This window comes from Paenarthrobacter sp. 10N417, assembly GCF_056394745.1.
In genome coordinates this window covers 113,883-136,583 of sequence record NZ_JBFTIL010000027.1, presented here as the reverse complement: position 1 = coordinate 136,583, position 22,701 = coordinate 113,883, and the positions used below count along the sequence as shown (strand labels likewise).

14 protein-coding genes are annotated in these 22,701 nt (G+C 61.8%); 1 reads left to right on the top strand and 13 read right to left on the bottom strand.

Going from position 1 to position 22,701, the window contains the following annotated elements; translation table 11 throughout:
* Window positions 1–728: 728 nt before the first annotated feature.
* The 5 genes from AC1DCM_RS24230 to AC1DCM_RS24210 form a co-directional block, all read right to left on the bottom strand.
* A complete protein-coding gene (locus tag AC1DCM_RS24230) occupies window positions 729–2,948 on the bottom strand; it encodes a hypothetical protein (protein WP_477520022.1) in 2,220 nt (739 codons plus the stop codon).
* A gap of 149 nt (window positions 2,949–3,097) precedes the next feature.
* On the bottom strand, window positions 3,098–3,364 hold the full coding sequence (locus tag AC1DCM_RS24225; RefSeq protein ID WP_477520021.1) for a type II toxin-antitoxin system RelE family toxin: 267 nt from the start codon (window positions 3,362–3,364) through the stop codon (window positions 3,098–3,100).
* Window positions 3,365–3,370: 6 nt separating this feature from the next.
* Window positions 3,371–3,652, bottom strand: coding sequence for a type II toxin-antitoxin system Phd/YefM family antitoxin (locus AC1DCM_RS24220; protein WP_477520020.1), 282 nt, complete (start codon window positions 3,650–3,652; stop codon window positions 3,371–3,373).
* A 166-nt stretch (window positions 3,653–3,818) separates the two neighbouring features.
* Window positions 3,819–4,631 carry a P-loop nucleotide/nucleoside kinase family protein gene (locus tag AC1DCM_RS24215; protein WP_477520019.1) on the bottom strand — a complete coding sequence of 271 codons (813 nt, stop codon included), beginning with the start codon at window positions 4,629–4,631 and terminating at the stop codon, window positions 3,819–3,821.
* Window positions 4,621–5,058, bottom strand: coding sequence for a hypothetical protein (locus tag AC1DCM_RS24210; protein WP_477520018.1), 438 nt, complete (start codon window positions 5,056–5,058; stop codon window positions 4,621–4,623). The genes AC1DCM_RS24215 and AC1DCM_RS24210 overlap by 11 nt, the downstream gene beginning before the upstream one ends.
* Window positions 5,059–5,581: 523 nt before the next feature.
* Between AC1DCM_RS24210 and AC1DCM_RS24205 the strand changes: the two genes are divergently transcribed.
* Window positions 5,582–5,911, top strand: a complete 330-nt coding sequence (locus AC1DCM_RS24205) for a hypothetical protein (protein WP_477520017.1) — start codon at window positions 5,582–5,584, stop codon at window positions 5,909–5,911.
* Between the two features lie 139 nt (window positions 5,912–6,050).
* Here the strand turns inward: AC1DCM_RS24205 and AC1DCM_RS24200 are convergent, their stop codons facing one another.
* The 8 genes from AC1DCM_RS24200 to AC1DCM_RS24165 form a co-directional block, all read right to left on the bottom strand.
* Window positions 6,051–6,563, bottom strand: a complete 513-nt coding sequence (locus AC1DCM_RS24200) for a hypothetical protein (RefSeq protein ID WP_477520016.1) — start codon at window positions 6,561–6,563, stop codon at window positions 6,051–6,053.
* A gap of 33 nt (window positions 6,564–6,596) precedes the next feature.
* On the bottom strand, window positions 6,597–7,748 hold the full coding sequence (locus AC1DCM_RS24195) for a hypothetical protein (RefSeq protein ID WP_477520015.1): 1,152 nt from the start codon (window positions 7,746–7,748) through the stop codon (window positions 6,597–6,599).
* 87 nt (window positions 7,749–7,835) lie between these two features.
* Window positions 7,836–8,699 carry a hypothetical protein gene (locus AC1DCM_RS24190; protein ID WP_477520014.1) on the bottom strand — a complete coding sequence of 288 codons (864 nt, stop codon included), beginning with the start codon at window positions 8,697–8,699 and terminating at the stop codon, window positions 7,836–7,838.
* A 536-nt stretch (window positions 8,700–9,235) separates the two neighbouring features.
* On the bottom strand, window positions 9,236–10,501 hold the full coding sequence (locus AC1DCM_RS24185) for a type II restriction endonuclease (RefSeq protein ID WP_477520013.1): 1,266 nt from the start codon (window positions 10,499–10,501) through the stop codon (window positions 9,236–9,238).
* Between the two features lie 3 nt (window positions 10,502–10,504).
* Complete coding sequence (gene dcm / locus AC1DCM_RS24180; RefSeq protein ID WP_477520012.1) at window positions 10,505–11,815, bottom strand: DNA (cytosine-5-)-methyltransferase; 1,311 nt, start codon at window positions 11,813–11,815, stop codon at window positions 10,505–10,507.
* Between the two features lie 89 nt (window positions 11,816–11,904).
* Window positions 11,905–14,025: a hypothetical protein gene (locus tag AC1DCM_RS24175; RefSeq protein ID WP_477520011.1), complete on the bottom strand. Its 2,121-nt coding sequence runs from the start codon at window positions 14,023–14,025 to the stop codon at window positions 11,905–11,907.
* 133 nt (window positions 14,026–14,158) lie between these two features.
* Entirely contained in the window at window positions 14,159–22,183 is an 8,025-nt protein-coding gene (locus AC1DCM_RS24170; RefSeq protein ID WP_477520010.1) for a DEAD/DEAH box helicase family protein, read from the bottom strand.
* Complete coding sequence (locus tag AC1DCM_RS24165) at window positions 22,132–22,620, bottom strand: hypothetical protein (RefSeq protein ID WP_477520009.1); 489 nt, start codon at window positions 22,618–22,620, stop codon at window positions 22,132–22,134. The genes AC1DCM_RS24170 and AC1DCM_RS24165 overlap by 52 nt, the downstream gene beginning before the upstream one ends.
* Window positions 22,621–22,701: the final 81 nt, after the last annotated feature.

Sequence of the window (22,701 nt, the reverse complement as noted above, 5' to 3'; positions counted from 1 at the left end):
ACCAGCCCCATCACCGGAAGTGGAACCGGCGCCAACCCCGAGCGATCCAACGGGCCACACCATCCTGCCCGGAAACAGAAAACAACCGCCCATCAACCCGCCCGCCCGAAAAAACGGCCAACCCCACCGTCATGAAAAATCAGGGCTAGATTCATCGCGAAGGGATGACAAAACAAACGCCCGTTTCTGGGACAACCCGCGGCCAACCTCCGAAGAATGCGAACCGCGGCCGATAAATGGCGGCATTTTCGCAGCGCCAAGTGTCACCTCGAGTGCCCGTAACCGATCCCGTAGCGTGCTTCTGGACAGCTTGGAACATCGAAATCTTGCGTCTCGCAGAATTGAACCGCGAGGCTACCGACTCGCGGATCCTTGCCACATCGTGTCGCCGGCTGTCTGCTCACAAGCACGAAACCAACACTGCCGTGTCACTGGGCGGAAAAGACCGAGAGGGTCGCCGCCCGAAGCGCAGAATACGAGCTCCTGCGTACTGAGCCTCAGATGAGCGCCAGCCGGGCATCGTGCATCCGGCGGCCGCCGAAGCTCGAATTCGCGGCCATTCGCCTTCAACGAGAAAAGATGATGCTACCTCACGGCAGGGCTGGCCGGATTGGGCAGAGCAGCGCGGTCGTGATTACTCGTGACTCTTGGACGTGGGCCTTGGGTCGACCCCCACGACTACCCAACGACTCTGACGCGATTGCTTACCGGTTCGAAGGCAAGATTTGCTAGCCTGACCGGCCGATCCCCAGCATGGGCAGCAGCGCTGAAACGAACCCTACACCTTCTACTATCGCCGTCCAGGCCAGGATGGGCAGGGCCAGTTTGAGCTCACGGCACCATCGTGTCGCTATAGTGATCATTCCTCCCAGCGACACGAGGCCTACTAAGGTTCCGAGGCTATTGTTCATCAGTAACGCAGCCACTGGAAAGATTGCGGTGAGAGCGCACAGAGCGAGACTCCAAAGCACGCGCCGGTTTCTGACTTTGGACTCTGTCAGAGCTTTATCGGAAGCGGCGGCCTCTGCGCGCGCGTCAGATAGCTGGCTTGCCAATTCGGCGTTCTCTTTCTCCTTTTCGAGTTCTCGTATTCTTGCCTCGAGAGCCTCCTGATGTGCCTCGCTGGCTTCGACGGTAACGCGAGCGAAAGCGTCATTGTGGCGTTCCTTCTCCTGATGCATCATCGCGTCAACCCGCTTGGTCCTAGCAGCAAGGACGGCAGCTGCGATAGCGGTGGATGATGACTTGGCCTCCAACTCATCGAGCATCTCTGGTAGGGAAAGCATCATTTGTGCATGCCTGAGATCCATGTCCGACCCGCCTTGGTTTGGGGAGAGCTGCGCAGCGAGAGTCATCGCAAAGTCCCCGGGAAAACGTGCGGGTAGCTGCCACATTGCTTCTTCGGCGAACTGACCAGCCGCTGCTGTGGCAAGACCTCTCAGATCTTCCACGGGGGCACTTATCGATACGACGGTCGTCCATTGGGGCAGGCTCAGAGTCAGCGAAACCCGGTCCGACGAAATGGAGGCATAGGCCAGGGCCATCTGGCGATCACTAGTAATAACCCAAGCTCCGGGCCAGTTCTTTGACTGTTCGCGGCTTCTGCGCCTCCAAGTCATTGCCATGGTGTTCGCGTCTCGTTCAATGACCCGAGTAGAGCGGCCGGATCGCGGGCCTTTGTCGATTTGCTCCTGCAGAGCAGTGACGCATCTGGAGAATCGGTCGGGAGACCGGTCATTGTTGTGGTCCCTGACAGTCGCACCCCACGAGGCCAAATCATCTTCCAAACGTTCGCACATCGTCAGCATTTCGCTCAGGTTCTTGTACGTGCCATCCTTCAGCGCTGAGATACAAATGCCGTGGATCTGGTCCTCGACCAGTGCCGCGTAAAACTCGACCCTGGTATTTCGATCATGGGCTTCCCGAACGCGCTTCTGGACCGCCGGAATTTCTCGGCGCAGCAGTTGGTCGAGTTCATCGAGTGAATGCCTGCAAACGACGACATCCCAACCAGCTGCAGCTGCACTTCGGATCGTCAGCTCGGTGTCACGCCGGTCGGCCTTCCGTCCAACCAGCGAGAGCAGCACGGGGGTATCCAAAACCGCTCGTTGACCCCCGGGGCTTCCAATCTCGCTCGTAATTTCAGCACCGGAGCGCCCGGAAACATAAGAATGAAGGATGCAGCCTGTCGTGATGAGGCTGACGAGTTCCTTTCCGAACGAGTCCAGGGGATCCAAAGCAGCGAGAGCCAGCGACTTGAGTAGTTCAACTACCTCCGCATTGTCACTGACGTCGTCGAGGTAGCTGAGGATGTCAGTGGATTTGACCTCTCTGGGCGCGATCTGGCCGTGGATGAGTTGCTCCACTTCCCCTAGATAAGCCGATTGAGACTTTTCGATTCCCGCGATCAGGGCTCTGACGAGCTGGTTTAGCCACAGCGCGGCCTCGGTGCTGTCTGGTTCGTATCCCAGTCCTTCACGGCTTCGAACTCTGAGGTCTGCCATGACGCGCTCACGGAGACTGGTCACCCAACCCCCATGACGTTGAACGTCGGCGAGTCCATCTGCGGTCAAGAACCATTCTGCGAATTCGTTGAGGCCGGCTAATCCCAGTTCTTTGGCGAGGGACAAAGCCGTGTCGATCTGCTCCTGAGTAGGCTTGCTCCCTGGCCACATCTCTAAAACCGCTTGACGAATATCCCCAGATTTGGCGCGTTGCCGACGGTGCAAAAACTGGCAGGCGGCGGCGCAGAGCAGATCTGCCTCCGTGGAGGGACGAGACGACTTGATGACGCGTTGGACGGCTGAGAGGAAACCGATAGCTCCCGGTCCGGCCTCGTCAGGTTCATGTACGACATTGACGATAGCGGTCAAAACATCCCCCTTAAGTACCCGGCTGCAAATTACACGGTTGACATTTATTTTAACAATCTCGGCGATGGGAAGCACGACGAATGGCCAAGAGCCAGAGGGAACGTTCCGCCCTCAGCGCAGCCTGAACACCATCCGCCGGGAGATCAAGCACGCCGAGCTGAACGTCCGTCAATGGGTTGTTGAAGATCGAGTCGGACACTACGCTTTTCCCGGTGCGTTCGAGACTATCTCGGCCGGTACACGTCGGCACGGTGGTCGACCCGGAGGATGCTGATGCTGCCGCGTTCCTCGTCGATGGAGTACAGGACGCGGTAGGGCCCGCGCCTGGCGGAGTGGAAGCCGGCCAGGTCCCGCTCCAAGGCTTTGCCTACCCGCTGTGGATTTCTGGACAGATCGCCGTACACGAATTCGATGATGGCAGGCAGGATCCGGGGCGGCATGCCCTGCAGGTCCCGGCGTGCCGTGGGCGAGAAAATGACCTCGTACGCCACCGGCGCTCAGCCCTGGTGCTTGGGGACGCCGAACTCTGCCCGGATCTGCTCCTCGGTGAGGCCTTTGCCCTCGGCGATGTCATTCCCGGCCTGGGCAAGGTCTTCCCGGATATTGGGCTGGGAGAGCCAGAACAGGGTTTCCTGCAGCGCCTCCCATTCGTCGGTTCCGATGATCACGGCCGCGGGAACGCCGTTCTTGGTGATGACCACCTGCTCATGGGTCACCGACGCGGCGTCCACGAGCTCGGACAGCCTGGCCTTAACGGCGGAAAGCGGTAGAGTTTGCATGACTCAATTGTAGGTCTGAATTATGGTCATTACAAGACCAGAATTTCGCCGATAACAGTTATTATGTAAGGTTGTCAGGTTGTGCGTATGACAGGACATGTTTTCCTATCATAGGTAGGCTATCATTCCCGCCGCTTACGCGCTACTCGCGTCGCGTCCAACTGCCCTATTTGAAGACCGTCTCAGAGGATAGGGTCACTGCCCCTGTTCTCGCATCAACGTCAAACCGGCGAAGCTTGCCGTTACCCAATTCGTCGGCTGCGCGTTCAGCCAGGATCAAAGCATTGGCTGCACAGGATGACTGCCATGTGTGATCGGCGTAAAAACTTTCGATGACGTGAACGGGTACAAATCTGCCTCCGAGTTCCAGGTCGTCCTGCCGTCCGGTCCACCACCGGGTTCTGGCACGCTCAAGTGCAACATCCAGTGGAGCCTCTACGTCCACAACCTCCAGGTCTTCGTACCCGGCACTGAATAGCTCGTCCAGGTAAACATCGATAAGAGGCCGCCATGACAGAGTGCCGTCAATAACGACGTTTTCCCCTGCTGCCAACGCCAACTGTCGAACGAGGTCAGTTGTCCGGGTCGAGATGGCATGAATATGGGCGGCCAACTCACGGACGCCCACCGGCCTGCCGTCGGGCAAGAGGTGTGAATTCCTATACGCCAGCAGCCCGTGAGCCTCCGCATCCCTGAGCAGCAGGTCTTTGGCCACATCGGGATCTATGACCCGATAACCGTTCAGTGCCATCGTGCCACGAGCTTCTGTTTTGCCCGCACCAGGAGGGCCAGCGGTTACCACCACCGCATGCCCGCCCACCGAGACGTCGCCCTGAAGGCTCATGTAGGCCTTCGCGGTACGGATAACAGCCAGATCATCAAAGTAGGCGACCAGCTGGGCCGGCGGTTGATTCAGGGCTCCGCCTGGTGCATATAGCTCTGTGAGCGCGGAATGAACTTCTTCCTGATCAGCGGCCAACAGCCGCCCTTACCTCATTGAATTCTGTTTCATTGAGGAAGCCCTGAGCCACGGCCGTGACGACTTGATCCCAAGTCCCTGACAGCCGTCCTTCGTGCGGATATGGCGCCTGTTCCCCAAAGGTGAAGGTGAAGGCCTTCAAGTCAGCCACCAGCTTCTCCCGTGGCGTGTCGTATGCGAACGCACGGAGAATCACTTCCTCGGGATCAAGATCGAGATTTCCGTTCCGGCGTTCGATCGCCTTCAGCATGCGATGAACCTTTGCCTGGCTGGTTACTAGGATCTCGGCAATGTCTCGTTGGTTGAAGTTCCGCTTTGCCACGTTCTGAACCGCCCGAAGCTCGTCAAGCAAATCCACCCGGTGCCGGGCCTGACGCTGTAGCGCCTGATGATGCATTGCAGCGAGGTTGCTGTCCATGGTGATCATCGGTGCTCCTCTCCCGTGGGTGCCAGTCTAACCTCTTGATTCACCGTGAATCAAGAGAGGGGCTGGTTTCGTGTCGTATTGGCTAGAGGAGGCTGCCCTGCCCACGTCACTGCTCTGCGCGGGATCGGCCGATGAAGGTCCTCGAGGCTGAAGTTGTCATCATTGTCAGCTCGCACCCGTGCAGGAAGGTCCCAATTCGTCATCCGCCCAAGAATCCTTGCTCGCCGCATTTTGCAGCGCGACTGGCCGACCCGCCTTTGCTACCGACCAGACGCACCTCGCGGCAACCGGGATGCATACGGAATTACCACCTCAAGGGAGACAGCTGCGGCAGGAGCTGCCTCACTTTGCATGGCAAACCCCACGTCAGCGTTGCCACATTTAGGCCGACACGGGCCGTCGCTCGTCGTGGGCCCGTGGAAATATCCAGCACCGGCAGATGTGTTGCGTGGATCACATTTCGTCTATGGTTGTTCGGGGCGCCACAGCGTCGTGGCACCCGACTTAGAGCGGAGAGATGTTCGTGACGACAGACAAGCTTCGGGTACTGGTCCGGGTGGACCTCGACTGCGCCAAGGCCCAGGTTGCCGCGCAGGGCCATGTAACATCCAAAAGCGTCCACGGCCTCTATGACGTGATGAAGCGCGCCAACTCGCTCACCGCGGGCATGTCCCTGGAGCTCGATATGACCCGGGCCCGGATCGAGCCCGACGCGTTGGAAGAACTCCGGGCCTGCTCGCGGTCTCGCCATCTGCCTGCCCGCGTTGATCCGATCCAGTCCGACTACAGGCTGAGCATCCTCGCCCCGGATAATGCTGCGCGCCAAGGAGTAATGGTTTCACAGGCGGCCTGACTCGAAACGGTAATCCCCCACATCAGGATAGAAAATCCTCCAACGAATCACGGCCTGAGTCGCCGAAACGGTCGCCAGGTTGTACCTCATTCCGTATTTTCCGGGATTTTGCTAACGCCGATAGTAGTGACGTCTCCATTCAGCGCGACACGTAGTTGAATGCAGTTCTGAGCCGCCTAAGGACCATCAGCATTGTCAGGCCCAAATGTGTGAAAAGCCAGACGCAGAGGGGGGTCCACCACCAGGCAAGCCCTCCGATTGGGTCGGAAGCCGAGGGCGGCGGTGTCACGGCAGCAGCGACGGCAAGGAGGAGCGAAAGGCACACGGCGACGACTGCCGCGTACGTTACGTTGGCCCGCAGATCAGATATGACCAACTTCAGGTCGTGCGCGTGGTCGAACACGGCAGCATCTTTACGCACGGCGATTCCAGTGTTGAACATCAGTACTAGCAGTCCGAATAGCAGGGCAGTAAAAATGGTCACGCCGCTGAGCAGTTGTCCTATTCCCTGTAGCCGGAAGTGGAAGAACAGGAACGGCAGTGCCAGGACGGTGGGAATGCCGAAGTACTTGAATGCAGCGCGGCGATGCTCGATTCTTTGTTGAGGACCAACTGCGGAGCTCCACGTTTCAATATGGTCTTCAACGACCATCCTTAGACCCCAATGCTTACCCAAGGGTCAGCCTCACTCGTTCTTCGACTGCTCTGGGTTTGATTCCTGCAACCAGTCTGCTGGTAGGCGCACGCCGCGGTTCCTCAGGATTTTTGCCGCGTGCGTTTCCCACAGGTTCCTCAGCTGGAAGTCTGCGAGCCGCGCCCCGGTTTCGTAGACGAATTGAGGCATCGCATCTCCTTCTAGAACGAAGGTCTTCTCTGGACGCTCGTTGCCAATACCTACCTCGAAGCGCTTCGTCTTCAGGTGTTCGCGGTTGACTGGCGACACTGCCTCCAGCGCAACTTTCAGATCGACGTCGGATTCTTCTGCTGTTTCCAGTTCGACTAGTTCCATCACAAGAGCCTGATATTCGGCCTCGTCCTGGACTGTGAATACTGATCTTGGGGCTTGCTTGTAGACGGTATGACCATTTTCGGAGTTCTTTTCATCCACGATCTTGCGTCGGTTTTCGACGGGTGCGATCCGTGCCAGAGCATCTAGCTTTTTGTCACGCCTAAACAGCCGGTCAGTGATGAGAGTTTTGATTCCCTGGCTTGCCCGCCTAAGTCTAGGGCCCTCCGTGTCGACCCTGACCACGGTGTCTTGAGGTGTGGAGTCATCCTGCCCGCCTTCCGCGGAGTAGAGAATTTCCGAGACTCGGAGAGCCTGTTGAGTCTGAAGTTCCCGCCGCCAGTCCTCGCTCTCAGCGAAAGCTTCGACTCGAATGACCGCCTCCATGTAGTGCGAGGATGGCTTCATCGCCTTCGTATAGAGCAGTTCCTTGAGATTCCTTACGCCTATGCGCTCGACAAATAACAGCCCGAAGTAGCTGTCCGAGGGGATGAATATTTGACTGCGAAGGCCGCTTAGGAGTGCGGTCCGTTCGTTCGTATCGACGGAGATGCCCGTTTCGGTGTCGTACGTCTCTCCGCGTCCACCCTCGGGGCCCTTGTTGATGCGCAGCCAGAGGGAACGGCCGGCACGGTCCGCTTCACGAATGCGGTAGCCGTCCGCTGACCTTTCATCGGAGTGGTAATCCTCTCCCAGCTCAGTTACCTGCTTATGAAGGACGTCCAGGAGGTCATGAGAGCCAGGGCCGCAGGAGGTCAAACGGTACAAGGCCCGCGATCTGTGGGGAGCATTTGCTCGTAGGAGATAGACCAAATACCCGAATGTCGCCACGTTTTCCCCATCTACAGCACTTGATCCTTACCCTACTGACCAATTATCACTGCATGCTCTGACAATTCGGCGACGACGAGCGCCGCTCTATAGGTAACCTCGGTGTCCGACGATTTCAGCCATAGCCTGTAGGACGAAGCCCCGGCAGTCGATGACTCCTGAGTTCGGGCCGATTGCTTTGCCGGCGCCGTTGAGGCTGAACTCCTGCAGCTTAAGGCTGCGAAGGTCGACTGCGATCAGCCTGCATTCAAGGGTCCCGTCCACCTTAACGATGGACTCGACGCGTTGTGAGACGTAGCCGGAGCTGCCCTGATTGAATGAGGGTAAGAGGTCTGATCTGGTTCTTTTTCGCCTGCGAGGCGGGCAGTAAAGATTCCCTTGCCTTGTCAGCGTTCCTGCTCGTTTGTCCAGGTAGGTGGTCTTCACTTCGAACGCCACTAAGTCACCTTCAACAAGGGCCAGAATGTCCAGGTCCTGCCTGGCGTCACTTCGGGGCATGCCGCTATCTCCAAGCGAGACAGGGCACGCCCCGTTCTCCTCCAGATAAAAACGAGCGGCTTCTTCGCCAATGTCACCGAACTGTCCTGTTGTAAGGACGTCCAGAATGGACGTCAGCTCCGTGTCCGATAATTCTGAAGGGTTGAAATTATCGCCGACCAGCAAATCGATCCGGTTCACAAACGTGTCCACTTCGAGGGTGGTCGTGGAGACGAGTCCGAGATCTACCCAAGTCGGCGTGTCTGTTAGGTCTGAGTACCTCAAGTGGCAGAAAAACAACCCGCCGGGGGTGGTCAACGCTTTTCGTTCGAGTGCACGATATCGCCGGCCTTGAGCAGACAAACCCCTGTTAAGGGCACGATCTTGGGCGTAGATGTTCGGGCCGAACTGTCCGCCCGCACTGTGAGGCATCATGTGGCCGCGATCGAACGACTGATTTGCAATCGCTTTCATCGGAAAACCGGCTTGGTAGACCACGTCTCGGACGGATCGCACCCCACTCACCCTCCCGAAGGCCGCAATTGTTCGCGCACATTGCTCTGACGCGCCCTCACCGGTGGCGTCGAAGAGGAAGTGCACTTCGCCTTGGTTCATCGTCACCAACTCGGATCCGGGACAAACTCCCCTGTATGACGCCGCCCATTGATCTTCGAGATCAGCGAGGATTGCTTCCTGAAACCGGGAGGGTTCTCCGCGGCCAGCAGCTTGCTGGGCCGCAACATAATCGATGGAACCAAAATCGCGCACTAATCCTCCTCCTGCTGCCTGGCCTTGGTGGAAGCTTCGTCAGCCAGTCTGCCAGCCAACCCCTTTTGTCCCCATTGGATCATCTTGAACGGCCAAGGAAGGGGGACGACATTCTTGGCCTCGCGACCTGCCTGAGCACGCTAGTCACTGTTCATGGGTGGACAACCAAGTTGGGACAATCGACATTGGACGGCGACCAGGAGTACCGGGCCCATAAGGGTGGCCCCCAACCGCGGTTTGTTTCACAGAAGCTGACCAGAGACCCGCGGCGAGCGTTGCTCGCGGTTCCTGACTTCGGCAAGGAAGTCATCCAGTCCCATGAGCCATTCCTGCTGCGAGGTGCTGAAACCCTGGGTGTGGAGTTCGCGGGGGATGACCAGTTGCAATCGTTCGGTGCGCATTTCAGCGGTTTGGTCTTCGGAAATGGCCGGTTGCAGCGTCAGCAGGTGTTTATTCGGGATGCGGTCGGCTTCGTTGAGAACCTGCCGCCACCGGTCCTTCAGCGTGGTTTTTGATCCCAGCATCGTCAAGCACGCCGGAGGGAACCCTGGATCGTCGTAGGCAGCTTTCGAGGGGAACAGAAAGTCGGGTTCCTTCTTGCCTTCGGTTTTGGCTTTCTTCACGTATTGGATGGAGTTCGCATTGAATACAGCCGAGATGTGTTCTTCCAAGGACAGGCCGGCCCGTGATTTCCTCCGATTGTGCACCGAGAGGGAGAGCTTGAGGAACGCGTCGACGTCCACACCGCCGCGGGCGTCGAGGAAGCCGTTGGAGATGCTTTCGCTGATCCGGTGTTTCTCCAGGGTGCGGAACATGCGGTGTTCCATGCTGGCCCAGCGCATGAGCGTGCCGTCAGGGTCTTCAACAGCGTCGACGTGTTTGACCATGGAGCGGGCATAGTGGGCGAAGTCCGGCGTTGACGGCCACAGCGTTTTGTGGAAGCGGTGCAGGATGGACTCCAGCAGGTCATCGTCACTGAGGTCGACCTCGATGCCGAGCAGTGCGAGCAGTTCCTCGCTGGCCATTTCCTCGCGCCCGGGCTGGGCGTCCATGTCGGTGGCCACGAACAAGGTTTCGTTGGTGCGTTGGACGTCGAAGATCCACTGCAGCTGCCGAAGGATCGTAGAGCCCTGCTTGGCGATCACGAGAATCAGGTTCCCGTTGTCTTCCTTGGCCAGGAACAGCGTGTCGCCGGCTTCGGCCCGGTAGATGATATGTTCTGCCGCCGACAGGTACAACAACCGGTATTCCGCACCGCGTGTTGGGTGGTTCTCGCGGGTGTCGTACCACGTCAGCGATGTTTCGAACAGTTCCGGCATTTCCTCCAGATCATCATCAAGGTACGCCATTCTGGTCGGCAGATAGTCTTTCCCTACCGGAGTGCCCAGCAATTCGCGGAAAGCCTTGCTGCCGTTGAACTCGTGCTGGTTGGACGTGAGTCTGTTGACGTCGACGTCGGCCAGGACTTTGACGGCGAAGCCCTGGAAATAGTCCCCAATGTTGATCACGGCTCAGGCTGCTGCTTCCACCGCGGCTGCAGTGCCGGAATGCTCGTGTGCACCGGCTGCTTCGAGTTCGGCTTGTTCGGCGGCGATGGTCGCTTTGACCTGCATCAGGTGCGGTTTCATGATCCGGGCGACTTCCTGGAAGACGGGCATGACGACGCTGTTGCCGAACTGCCGGTATGCCTGGGTGTCCGAGACGGGGATGACGAAGGAGTCGTCGAAGCCCATGAGGCGGGCACATTCGCGCGGCGTGAGCCGGCGCGGCCGCTGGCCCGGCTGCTCGACCAGGATTTCCGAGCCGTCCTTGTGGTACCGGGCCGAGAGGGTACGGGTGCGGCCCTCGGCATTGACGAGCCCGAACCCGAAGCCGTTGCCGGCGGCTTTGTGTTTTTTGGCGTAGTTCTGCAGATACGTCCAGAGGTTTTCGGTCAGCGTGAACTTGTCGTTGACCTTCTGCTCAACATGGTTGAAGTACTTGTCGCCGTCGTGCGCCAGGACCGGCTCCGTGCCGTCAGTGCGGTGCAGTACGTCCCCGAGCTTGTGGCTTGTTTTCTCCGGCAGGACCAAGTCCTCCCACGTGAACTCGGTCTTCCTCGCGAAGCCAACAATGATGATGCGTTCGCGGTGCTGCGGAGTGAAATGGCCGCCGTCGATCACCTGCTCGTAAACGTCATAGCCGAGCTCGTCCCTCAACACGGCCATGATGACTCTGAAGGTGTTGCCCTTGTCGTGGGACTTGAGGTTCTTCACGTTCTCCAGCACGAACGCTGCCGGGCGGGTGGTTTTGATGATCTCTTTGAGTTCGAAGAACAGAGTTCCCTGAGTCGGGTCTTCGAAGCCATGGGGCCGTCCGAGGGAGTTCTTCTTGCTCACGCCCGCGATAGAGAAAGGCTGGCACGGGAAGCCGCCCAGCAGGACGTCGTGTGCCGGAACGATGCCTTGCTGGCCGACAATGTCCCCGATGAACTCATGCCCGTCACCGAAGTTCACCGTGTACGTCTTCTTGGAGAACGCATTCCACTCGGACGTGAAAACGCATTCGCCGCCGTGTTTCTCAAAGCCTTGGCGGATGCCGCCGATCCCGGCGAATGTGTCGATGAACGTGAAGTCCGGGTTCTTGTGGAGTTGGATCGAGGACGGCGTCAGCAACGACTCCAGAGCCGCTCCAACAAAGGGTTTCGGCGTATTCTCCCCTGTGGCCCAGCGGCTGATGGTCCGGGTCTCCACACCGAGCGCCGAGGCCAGTTCGGTCTTCTTAAACCGTTCCAGCGCGTGGCTTAGAAGTTCTTGTACTTGCTCGGGAGAATGTGTCGTCATGGCGACATCTTGTCAGGTTTTTGACCCAGAACACGGGAGGCGCGCGGATCGAATGAATGTTCGATCCGCGCGCCTTAGCATATCGCTTCTCAGTAAAGGCCTGGGCCGCTGGTGTCAGGGAGAACGGCCGGTGCAGGCTCTACGTCTGCAACCGGATTCGATGTAGCTGTCGTTTCCGGTGGCAGGTGGCCTTGGAATTGCTTGCCGGCGTTGACTGTCAGCTTCCCCGCCGTGCCGTTCTGTGCGGTGAGCCGGATGTGGAAATCGTCTCCGTTGCGCATGACCCTGTCGATGCGGGCACGGTCGCCGGCGTCGTTGATGATGACGCTTCCGGCCTTCAAGTATTCGACGCCGAAAACCTGCCTCTCCTTGGCCGGGCCGGGGCTGGAGGGCGTTTGTGGAGTTGGTCCGGCCGGGCCCGGAGGGTATGACTCGAACTGCGTGGTGCCGCGCATCAGATCGCCGTTGGTGATCCGGACCAGGGTGTCCGGTCCCGTGGGCGGTGCGGGCCAGTTCGAGTAGTTCGCCCACGTCTGCTCGGAGGTTTTGATCCACGCAACCGCAGGGGTGTGTACCGCGTGAAGGACCGCCCCCGGGGGGAGCTTGTCCAGTTCGCCGGCGTCCATTCGCCCTGCTGGCGGGTCCACCGGTGTGATGACGTGGTCCGCCGGCACCCATGGCTCTGTGCGGGACGTCACTGCGAAGTTCAGGCCTTCTTCGATGTCGTCATCCTCGGGCAGTTTGACTTCGTACCAGGTAAATCCGCTGCCCAGTTCGTGGCATAGTTGCCCATCGACAACTCGGGTTTTGCAGTCGGCCCGGTAGTCTTCCTCGACATTCACTTCCTGCCAGATATTGCGTCCGGCATCGTATTCGTACTGGGTCCGTTCGCCGTCTGTGGTTTGCCGGGCTGCCAGGCGCAGGCATTCGTCCTGGTCGAAATAGGGTTTCGCCCACCCGTTCCACCGTTCCGTGGCAATATAGGCGGCCCGGAAGACGTCCTCGGGCTGTTCGCCGTCGTTCCAGCTCACCAAGGTTCCCGCGCGCGGCTGGGCATGGACCGGAACCCAATCCGTGTCCTCAGTGGTATCCCATTCGGACTCGATTTCCCCCTCTCGCATTTCCCATTCGCGCATTTCCGCCCCTGCGTCCGAGGCCGTGATCGCTGAGGGAGTGGGCGGCATCCACATCCGCGCGTTGGCTTGCTCAACACGGGGGTCAACATACATTTCAGCCCTGCCCAGATCGGTGTCAATGGTGACCAGCAGTTCCTCCCCCACTGCCGGGCGCAGTTCAACGATCCGTCCGAACGCGGTCATCGGTTGATTCACAGTGGCACCCGTCAGGTACCGGCCGTTGCCTGTGAGTAGAAGGTGACTCTCCGGCGGGCCCGCTGGATCCAGCAGATCCACTGCCTCCAACCGGGGAGGGTCCACCGAGGTGAATGCCACGGTGTCAACGTCCTCCTCCGCGCGGGTAATGGGTTGTTCGTCCGGGACGACCAGCCAGTCCGTGCTGGTGCCCGAGTATCCGATGTGGATCATTGTGGTGCCGGCAAAGGGTGACGGTGCCCGGGACAGCAGCTGCACATCCACGAACGGCATCGCTGCGTCGTAGGGCGATGTCGCAAGTTCGTAGGGGATCCCCGAGACGTTGATCCACGTACGCAACGGGACATCGGAAATGGTGTCAAAGGACTGCCGGACCTGAGTCACCCCGCCGGGGATGTCCTCACGGTCCACAGGAGGGACGAGTTCATGCAGGCGGGCACTGATCTTCTCCCCGAGCTGCGCTTCAAGAGTTTGGCGAATCCACGTGGTCGTTTCGCGGATTCGGCTGCGGGCTTCATCCGAGTCAGCCGGATCCACCCACTCGTAACGCGCACCATCTTCGTCGTGAACCGCCCGCTCATATGACGAGAACCCTAGAGCTGCGGTCACATGGTGCTCGAAGCGATCGTCAGCGACAACGGCCGCCAGATTCCCTCGATGTCGGACCAGAAGCTCCGCCCCGAAAGGCGGTTCGAGGTTCGGCTCAGCGAGTGCCGGCGCCGCCCCATATGCCGCGTTCTCCAGAAGTTCGAACTCGGCGAGAACCTTCCCTGCCTGCCGATAACGGGATTCGTTGGACGCCACGTCCAGGCCTTCGACTCCCAATTTCAACGCTGACAAGAATTTGAGCCCGTCTTCGTTCACTGCATCTAGATCCATGAGTTTCACTGCTCTCTTTCAGGTTTGCGGGTACCAGGCGCTGTCTATTTCGGCCGCGGTCCGTGACACACGTGTGGACACATCGGCAGGAAGGGCCCCTCGCCAGGCGGGAGCGCCCTTCCTGCGGGCCGGGCTAGAAGCTTGGGCCGGGGTTGGTGTCCGGTCCCGTGACAGGTGCCGGCGGGGCTGCTTCGGTATGGTCCGGTACAGACGGTTCGACGGCGAATCTGCGGTCCGGGCCGGCTTTGATGATGCCCCGGTTCCCGTCGGCGGAGGCCACCAGGATCTCGGTGACGGCCCCTGCCTGTCGGGTATCAATAACCCGGGCCTTTTTGCCCTGATCATTGACCATGACGTCCCCTGTGCGCAGGTCCTGGGCGCTTGCGCTGCGCCGCCGCACCGGGCCGGCAGGCACCGTAGAGGCCGGATTAAGGGGATCGGGCGTGGTGGATCCCTCATGCAGGATGGTGACTTCGGGCCGCTGCCCGTCAATGCCCTGACGGATCATCACCGGCCCGTTGTCGGTCGTGATCGTCAGATCGACCGATCCGTCATCGCGGTGATCGATCGCCGTGAGCCTCCCGGCTACGGTCAGCTCCTCCAGGATGCGGGTGCCGGCCGTGGAGGTGCGGATCCCGTTCGCTGACACCGACCGGCCGAGCGTGGTTTTCTCCGGCGGCACGATGGTGAACCGTGGCGCGCGGTAGTTCCCTGTAGGTGCTGCCGCCGGGGTCACGGGGACGACGTCGGCGGAGTGCGCCTGGATCCACCGCGCACCGGTGGCCTGCTCGAGGAGCAGGTAGCGTGTGCTGTCCACGGGTCCTGGCGCGACGGCGAGAACCCGGGCGTCGTCGTACCGTTCATGGCCATAGGAATGCAGGTACTCCAAGGTCACTGGTTTGCCGCTGACACTGATCCGCTGCCCCGACTGGACGTCACCGACCCGCCTGCCGGCAATTGTGTCCAGTTCCGCGGACAGCCCTGCGTCCAGGCTCGGAGCGGTCTCGACCATCCAGCGGCCTGCTTCGTCCCGGGGCACGAGTTCCAACGCCCCCGAGGTGTGGCTTATCTCGAAGCGGTGCCTTTGCCCGGCGACGGTGACCTCAACCGGGGTGCGGTGGTCGGTGATCCGTCCGCCGCCCACTGTTGCCACAAGCTCCGGGACGTCGGTGGTGGCCTGGTGTATTCCGAAGCGGTCCACGCCATGGATCACGGCCTTGCCCGGGGCGATCCGGACCGTGTCACCGGCCCGCAGCATCCCCATGCGCCGGGTGCCGTCGGTATCCGCGAAGCCAAGGTCAATACCCTCCTGTTCAGCGACACGGAGCAGTTCCTGGACGCGGACGTCCCGGGTGGCCGGCTTCCAGGTGCTGTTCAGGTACCAGAGATCCTGGCGGCGGGAGAACTTGAACCCGGCTTCCTTCAACAGTGCGTGCAGCGTGGTGTTCTCCCGGCCAACACCGCTGACGCTCGTGCCGGCGGCGCTGTGTTCCAGCACCGGACCGGCCGCGGGCGCGGCCGCGTTCTCTCCTTCCGGGGCAGCACTGGAGACCGGCCCGTCCGTCTCTGGTGTGGCGGATGCGGGCGTCGGGTCGGGTCCCACCCGGTCCGGTGCGATGTCCACGGTGGCCATCATCAGGTGCTCGCTGAGGAAGGGGTCCGGGTCTGCGATGAGGTCCGGGGCCGCGACGGGGGCCGGGTCCACGTGGACCGGGGCCAGCTCGAGGTCAAGGCCGCTGAAGTCCAGCGGCGTCTCCGGAAGCTCGCCCTCCCACAGCAAGACCATGGCGTTTCCGTAGGCGGCCCACCTGGTGCGGGTTCCGCCTGCATGTTCGAGTTCCAGTCTTATGTCTGCGGCCCTCCGGTTATCGGCTGCCGGCACGCGGTCCACAGTCACGATCCGGCCCAGCGCCACGTCGAGGTTGTTCCACTCGGGGATGGTGCCGCGGCTGGCCTTCAGCCTTACCCACGAGCCGGCATGGGCGGTGGTGAGCGAATCCGCGGACCGTTCGCTGACACGCCCGGGTGCCTGCAGCTCGGCCCGTTCCAGCAAGGTCAGTGCCCCGTAGCGGCGGGCAAGGATCGTGAGGTTCTGGTCCTCCCGGCGCCGGCACTTGCCGGTGTTGCCGTCCTCGAAACGGTATGTCACGTCCCGCATGGTGCCGCCGCTGACACTGGTGACCGTGACGTTGTCCCGGCGTGCCTGGTTGCGGTCCAGCTCGTGGGCGGGCACCACGTCGCCGGCGCGCAGATCATCGATCGTGCCTCCGCATCCGTCGGGGAACAACTGGCCGGCCTCCTTCGAAGTCAGGGGCCGGCCCTGCTGGTACGCGACCGGCCGCGGCCTGTAGTGCCCGGTCCGTGAACGGTCCGCACCCGTTTCAGGGTCGATGAATCCGGAGAGCCCGTAACCGTAGCTTCTGCCCGTGGATACGTCCCCCCGTTCCCCCAGTCCGGGGACATCTTCCAGGAGCACGTCCCCGGGCAGGAACTCACCACCGTTCACCACCGGCTCTGCCCCGTCGGTAGATTCCGCAGCCGCCGCGTCGGGATCCACGACGCCGTGCCTTAGGACCGGGGATCCGTGCCCCCACCGGTTGTAACCGACCAGGAGGACGCTGCCGTCATCCCTGGTGATCAGCCAGTCATTGGAGCGGACTTCCACCAGACCGGTGACCATGCGGACTTCCCCGGTGGGCCGGGCGGTCTCCGGGTCCAGTGTCCGGCGCTCCACGGTGATCCGTTCCCCGCTCTTGACCTCCGTATCCGCGGTGGCGACCGCGTCGGTGGGGGCGACGTCGACGAACAGCTTCTCGAACGGAGTGAGCACCGCGACCGGCCGGCTCACCAGGACGACGTCCTGGTAGGGACCGATGCGCACCGGGTCGGGTGCTTCGTCGGACTCCACGACGGCGACCAACATGGTCTCCTGGCTGCGATTGACCGTTTCGACCCGGAACAGCCCCTGCCCGTGCCCTTTGATTCCGGTGACGATATCCCCCGCCCGAAGGTCACTCCCGTGGACCTTGGCAGGATCCCGGACCAGAACTGCCAGCCCGTCCCCGGACACCGTGGCCGCCTCGGCAGAAGTGGCGTCTTCCTCGCCTTGGTCCAGACCCATGTCGTGCATGAGTTCGCTGATGCGCTGTTGCAGCTCCGCCAGTTCGGCGGCGTGTTCAAAGACCGCGTTCTGTGTCTGTTCCAGTGCCGGGATGCTCGCCCGGATGTCGGCTTGTCTGGCCAGCAGTTGGTCCCGGATTTCGGGCGCGGCCGCAGCGGTGTTCTCCAGCCGGCGCACCAACCCCAAAGGATCCGTGCCCAGCACAGCGTCCCATTCCACCCTCACCGTGGCGGCGTCGGAACCGCCGAGCCGCAGTTCCAGGCCCCGGTGGTAGCGTCCATCCACTGCCAGCCCGGCCACCTCACCAAGGGTCTGGTAGGGGCCGGCTCCTGCAGGCAAGGGCTGGATCCGGGATGTCACCAGCGCTTTGAAGGCTTCGGCTGCGTCACGCCGCTCCCGGAACTGCCGCCCACCCACACTCATCACAAAGCGATCCCCCGCCGTGTCCGCGACCATACCGGCGGCCGCGCTGATCCCGGGCAGATCCTGGGCGATCGAGGACAGCGCAGAATGGGCGATCGCCAGTTCACCCTTGCTGCGGCGCTTCGCGTCCTGGAACGAGCGGTGCAGGGATTGGAGCCTGGATTCTTCCATCTGCATGGACGCCAGGCGTTCCAGCCTCGGGTCCCCGGACAGCGCGGCCGCAGCCTGCCCGGCGGACAATTCCAGATCCCCGAAGCCGTCATCCATGGTGCGGCCCTGCACGTCACCTCGTTTGAGTTGGTTGATGAAGCCGGCCTTGCGGGCGATCATGTCCCACATGTAGACGTCGAAGGTTTCCGCCGTCGCATAGGACCGGATGCTCACGTCATCGTTCTGGTTGCCCTGGCGCAGGATCCTGCCCTCGCGTTGTTCAAGGTCCGCCGGACGCCACGGCACATCAACATGGTGAAGGGCCACGGCACGGTCCTGGACGTTGGTGCCGGTGCCCATCTTCTCCGTGGAGCCGATCAGCACGTTCACCCGCCCGTCCCGGCATTTATCGAACAAGTCTTTCCGGGCAGCATCGCTGCCGGCCTCATGGATGAACGCGATCCGCTCCGGTTCCATGCCAAGGCCCACCAGCTGGTCTTTGATGGCCTGATACATGCTGAACCGGCCCTCAGTGTTGGGCACGGCCCTGTCGCAGAACAGCAGCTGCAGGCCACCGGCCACCGCGGAGGGCTCCCCGTTGCTGCCGGTGAACTGCCGGTCTTTCGTGTCCTGGTGGATGGCCCACACCGCGGCCGCGACCTGCCCGGGCCTGCCGCCGTCCGGATCCCCCGGCAGGTCTTTGAGCCTCGGGTCCAAAGCAACCATGCGCCCGTCATTGGTGATCTTGGGCATGTTGTCTTCCTTGGGATCGACCCCGGAAAGGTTCTTCGCCCGCTCCCCGAGCTCCTTCACATAGTCCACGACCGGCCCGGAAGGCTGCCGTTTCTCCAGAACACGCTCCCCGCCGGCCAACACCGGCAGCTTCGCGGTGATATCCGAGACGGTGACCACGTCGCTGAACTGGGCCGACAACGAGAGCAGTTCAGGCAGGTTGATGTACTTGTTGATCCGCTCCACCTGGTCATACCCGCCACCGGCCGGGGAGATCCGCAGCACGGTGGAGCGTTCGGTGAACTGGTTCGCCCACGAGTTCACATCCTCCAACCCGGCGGCGCTGAGCAGGTCCGGGCGCAGGTAATGCTGCATCACCCACATCTCGGACATCGAGTTCGCCACCGGCGTGCCGGTGGCGAACGTGGCCACCGCCGGCAGGAACCCGTCCTGGTAGTAGCCGCCGCGTTTGGCGTCCTCGATCTTTGTTTCCCGCAGCGCACGAAGTTTGAAGTCCAGATCACTGGCTTTATCCGAGCCGTCACACGCGAGCTCGTATGAATCAGACTGGCGGTGCAGGTTCTTGAAATGGTGTGCCTCGTCCACGAACAAGTAGTCGATGCCGCTCTCCTCGAAGGTGACACCGTTGTCTTTGCCCGTGGTGATCCGGGCATGTCGTTCCTCCATGCGTTTGATGGCCCGCTCGACCGCTTTGATCCGGGCTTTCTCATCCCCGCCCATGCCGGCCCTGGCGGCCCGCAGCTCCTTGATCTGCTCCTCCAGCCATTCCTGCGTTTTGGCCGGATCGACCCGGATGTTCCCGAACACGGTCTGCGGGATCACCACAGCATCCCAATCCCCCGTGGCTGCGACCGCGACCCAGAAGGCACGGTCTTTGGCGTCAATCCCGGACGGAATCGACAGCACCCGCGCCGACGGGTACCAGCCGACAAACTCCCGGCTGACCTGGTCCACCAAGTGGTTCGGCACCACGATGGCCGGCTTCTTCGCGATCCCGGTCCTGCGCAGTTCCATGGCCGCCATGACCATGGTCCCGGTCTTCCCCGCACCCACCACGTGGTCGAGCAGCACCGCCGGCTCGTTGAGGACCCGCGCGACAGCGGAGCGCTGGTAAGGGTGCGGGATGCGGTCGTTGGCCAGCCCGGGGAAACTCATGGACTCCCCCAGCCCGGCATAGTCCGGGACCGTGTGTGAGTTGAACATCCGGTTGTACGTTGCGGTGACGCGTTCGGCACGCCCGGCGTCCTGGAACAACCATTCGCCGAAGTCGTTGGCGATCCTCGCGGCCTTGTCCCGGGCCTCCAGCGTGGCCTTGACGTCCTTGACCGTCCGTTCGGACCCGTCGGCGTTGTAGATGGTGCGGCGGATCACGATGGTGCGGTTGTTCATCACCGACTGCAGCAACGTCAGCGGCGTCCGGTCCGCGGTGGCGTAGGTGAACCGCACCTCCGGGGCGTACTTCGGGGATCCGTTCGCCGCCCGCAGCTCCCAGGCCCCCTCCGTCGGGGAAATCCCGGCTGTGGCCGCAACCCCGAACTTCTCGGCAATGAACGCCTCATAATCTTCCGGGTCCACGTACCTCACACCCGGGCGTGCCGTGATGTCCATTGCCGTGACCTGATCCGGCATCGCCCCCTCCAATGCCTCCACGTTCACCAGGAACCGTTCGTCGGTGCCGGCAGCGCCCCTGGCGGCGTCCAGTTTTGACCGGACGTCTCCGGACAGATACGCCACGGCAGGCAGCAGATCCCCGGACACCGGGTCATCAAAGACGAGCGTGCCCAGCATCTCGCGCGCTTGTGCCTCTTCGACGCCCAGCAGAGACCCGATCCGGGCCAAATCCACGCCCCGGGATTCATCAAGGCTCACCGCCAAGGCGTCCGCCGCCGTCGCTGCAGTCTCCGGGCGTTCACGGAAGGCCAGCACGTCCTGGTCAAAGACGACCGTCTTGGTCGCGGCGCCGCTGGCTTCATCGAAGTTCTCCAGGGCAAGCAGCAGCCCACGTGCCGGGTCCCCGGAAAGGAACTTCAGATGCTCCTGCTTCCGGACAGGTACCCGCTCGGCCGCCAAGGTCTCCCACTCGGCCCGCAGTTCCTCCGGAACCGGAACACCCGCGGGATCGACGTCCCCGTCAGCCGGGAGTCCCAGCCGCCATTCCCGCTCGCTCTTGGCCAAACGGGCAGCCACAGCTTTGGCAGCCCGAGGCTTTTCATCAAGGATGAAGCGGTTGATCGGCCCGTACTCGCCGTTGTAGGCGTCGTAGGCGTCGTTGAGAGCCGCACGAAGCGCTGACCGTTCGGTTTCCGGTGCGCCACATCGCTGGGAATCAATGACAGCACGGGCCGCGTCCCGCAACCCCATCAACGCCAGCGACTCCGTCACGCTGGCTTTCGCGACCCCGACCGGTTCCCATGCCTGGCCGGCGTTGAACCGCTCAAACCCGGCACCGGTGTAACGGATCGTTCCCGTGGTCGCTTCAGCGCCCTTTGAGTAATGCAATCCCGGCGAGAACGCTTCTGCCGGGACGTCCACCGTGTCCGGCGCGTAGCCATACCCGTCAGCAACAGCCTCGGCCAGCTGGCTGGACAGGTTCTCGCGGATCACGTCGGCAAGTTGGTGCCCGACAGGACCGGACAGTTCAAGGGCGTTCTCGTTGAACATGCCCTGCCCCACCGATAAAACACCCAGCAGGGCGTCGTCGTTGGCAGCGAAATGCCCGCCAACGGCCACCTGCGTTGGTTCACCGGTCTGGCGGTGCGTGGCCCACGTCGTGGACGTGTTCACCCAAGCACTGATCCGCGCTTCGTCCGGTGTCTCGCCCTCCTTGCGGCGCCGGAATACCAGCAAGTCAGTCGCGACGTCGGTGCCGGCCACCGCCTTGAACGCACCATTGGGCAGCCGGACAGCCCCGACCAGATCACCGTGTTTGGCGATCTGCCTCCGTGCCCTGGTGCCTTGGGCGTCCATCGTGAACGTCGAAGACAGCACCGCGACGTACCCGCCGGGGGCGACCATGCGCAACGATTTGGCGATGAAGTAGTTGTGGATGCTCAACCGCGCCGTGTTGTAACGGTCATCGTGGACCACATAGTCCCCGAACGGGACGTTGCCGACGACCGCCGACACCGAGCCCTCCGGCAGGGTGGACTGCTCGAAGCCCTCGGCACGTACCTGCGCCGACGGGTACAGCAACGACGCAATCCTGGCCGTGGTTCCATCCAGTTCCACACCGGCCATCGTCGCCGTCTCCGGCGCAAGACCAATGAATGTACCGGCCCCGCACCCGGGCTCGAGCACCGGACCGCCAGCAAACCCGGCCTCTTCCAGCACGTCCCAGACGGCCTTGACCACGGCAGGGTCCGTGTAGTGGGCATTGATCGTCGTCGCCGACGCCTGCGCGTACTCCTCAGCGCTGAGCAGCTGCTTCAGCTGCGCCCGTTCGGACACCCATTCCTCGCGGTGCTCTTCAAAAATCTGCGGCACCGCACCCCACGAGGACCACTGAGCCAGAACCTCCTGCTCAGCCGGACTCGCATACCGGCGCTCGTCCTCGACGCGGTGCAGGAGACGCAGCGCCTCCATGTTCGCGGCCGCCCGCGCCTTCGGACCCGACGGCGGACGAACACCGGTGCCGGGGACGAAATCAACCCGGTCCCCGGTTAGTTCTCGATCAAATGCTCCATCTCCGGCGGAACGCCGGTCTTCTGCCATTGTGTCCAGCCCGGAATCGGTTCCTTGCCGTGGCTGATCATCCAGTCGAAGACGTGCCGCATCACCTCGTTCATCCGGTGCGCCGTCGCTGCTTTGTCCCCTACGCTCATCTGCCGGTATTCGTCCTGATCCGCGGTCAGAGGCAACTCCAGGCTCCCGTCCCGGGCCAGCTGCGCCCAATACGCCTTCACCAGATCGAAGAACTCCGGGCTCGCCTGGTTCAACGGCGCCTTCAACCCGTCCAACAGGCTCTTCTCCTCGTACAGGTCCCGGAACCTGTCCAGCAGCGACGACGTCGCCGAGGGCACGGCGTCCGGCTCCTTCCACGCGTCCGGGTCCGTCTCCCAATCTTCCATCGCCTGGAAGTCGTCCTCCGGTGGTGCCGGTCTTTCCGAGTTCACTTCCTGCAGTTGGCGATACTCCGCGGGGTTCGTCATGTCCTACCTCCGGTTGTTCAAGGTCCTCCAGATCCTCAAAAAGAGACAACTGGTTCGGATCTACTTTGCGTCGCGCCATGT

Excerpts from the sequence above, each read along its gene's own strand:
- AC1DCM_RS24220 (WP_477520020.1), bottom strand. The coding sequence starts at position 3,652 with ATGCAAACTCTACCGCTTTCCGCCGTTAAGGCCAGGCTGTCCGAGCTC.
- AC1DCM_RS24190 (WP_477520014.1), bottom strand. The coding sequence starts at position 8,699 with ATGAAAGCGATTGCAAATCAGTCGTTCGATCGCGGCCACATGATGCCT.
- dcm (WP_477520012.1), bottom strand. The coding sequence starts at position 11,815 with ATGACGACACATTCTCCCGAGCAAGTACAAGAACTTCTAAGCCACGCG.
- AC1DCM_RS24200 (WP_477520016.1), bottom strand. The coding sequence starts at position 6,563 with ATGGTCGTTGAAGACCATATTGAAACGTGGAGCTCCGCAGTTGGTCCT.
- AC1DCM_RS24165 (WP_477520009.1), bottom strand. The coding sequence starts at position 22,620 with ATGACGAACCCCGCGGAGTATCGCCAACTGCAGGAAGTGAACTCGGAA.
- AC1DCM_RS24210 (WP_477520018.1), bottom strand. The coding sequence starts at position 5,058 with ATGATCACCATGGACAGCAACCTCGCTGCAATGCATCATCAGGCGCTA.
- AC1DCM_RS24175 (WP_477520011.1), bottom strand. The coding sequence starts at position 14,025 with ATGGATCTAGATGCAGTGAACGAAGACGGGCTCAAATTCTTGTCAGCG.
- AC1DCM_RS24170 (WP_477520010.1), bottom strand. The coding sequence starts at position 22,183 with ATGGCAGAAGACCGGCGTTCCGCCGGAGATGGAGCATTTGATCGAGAA.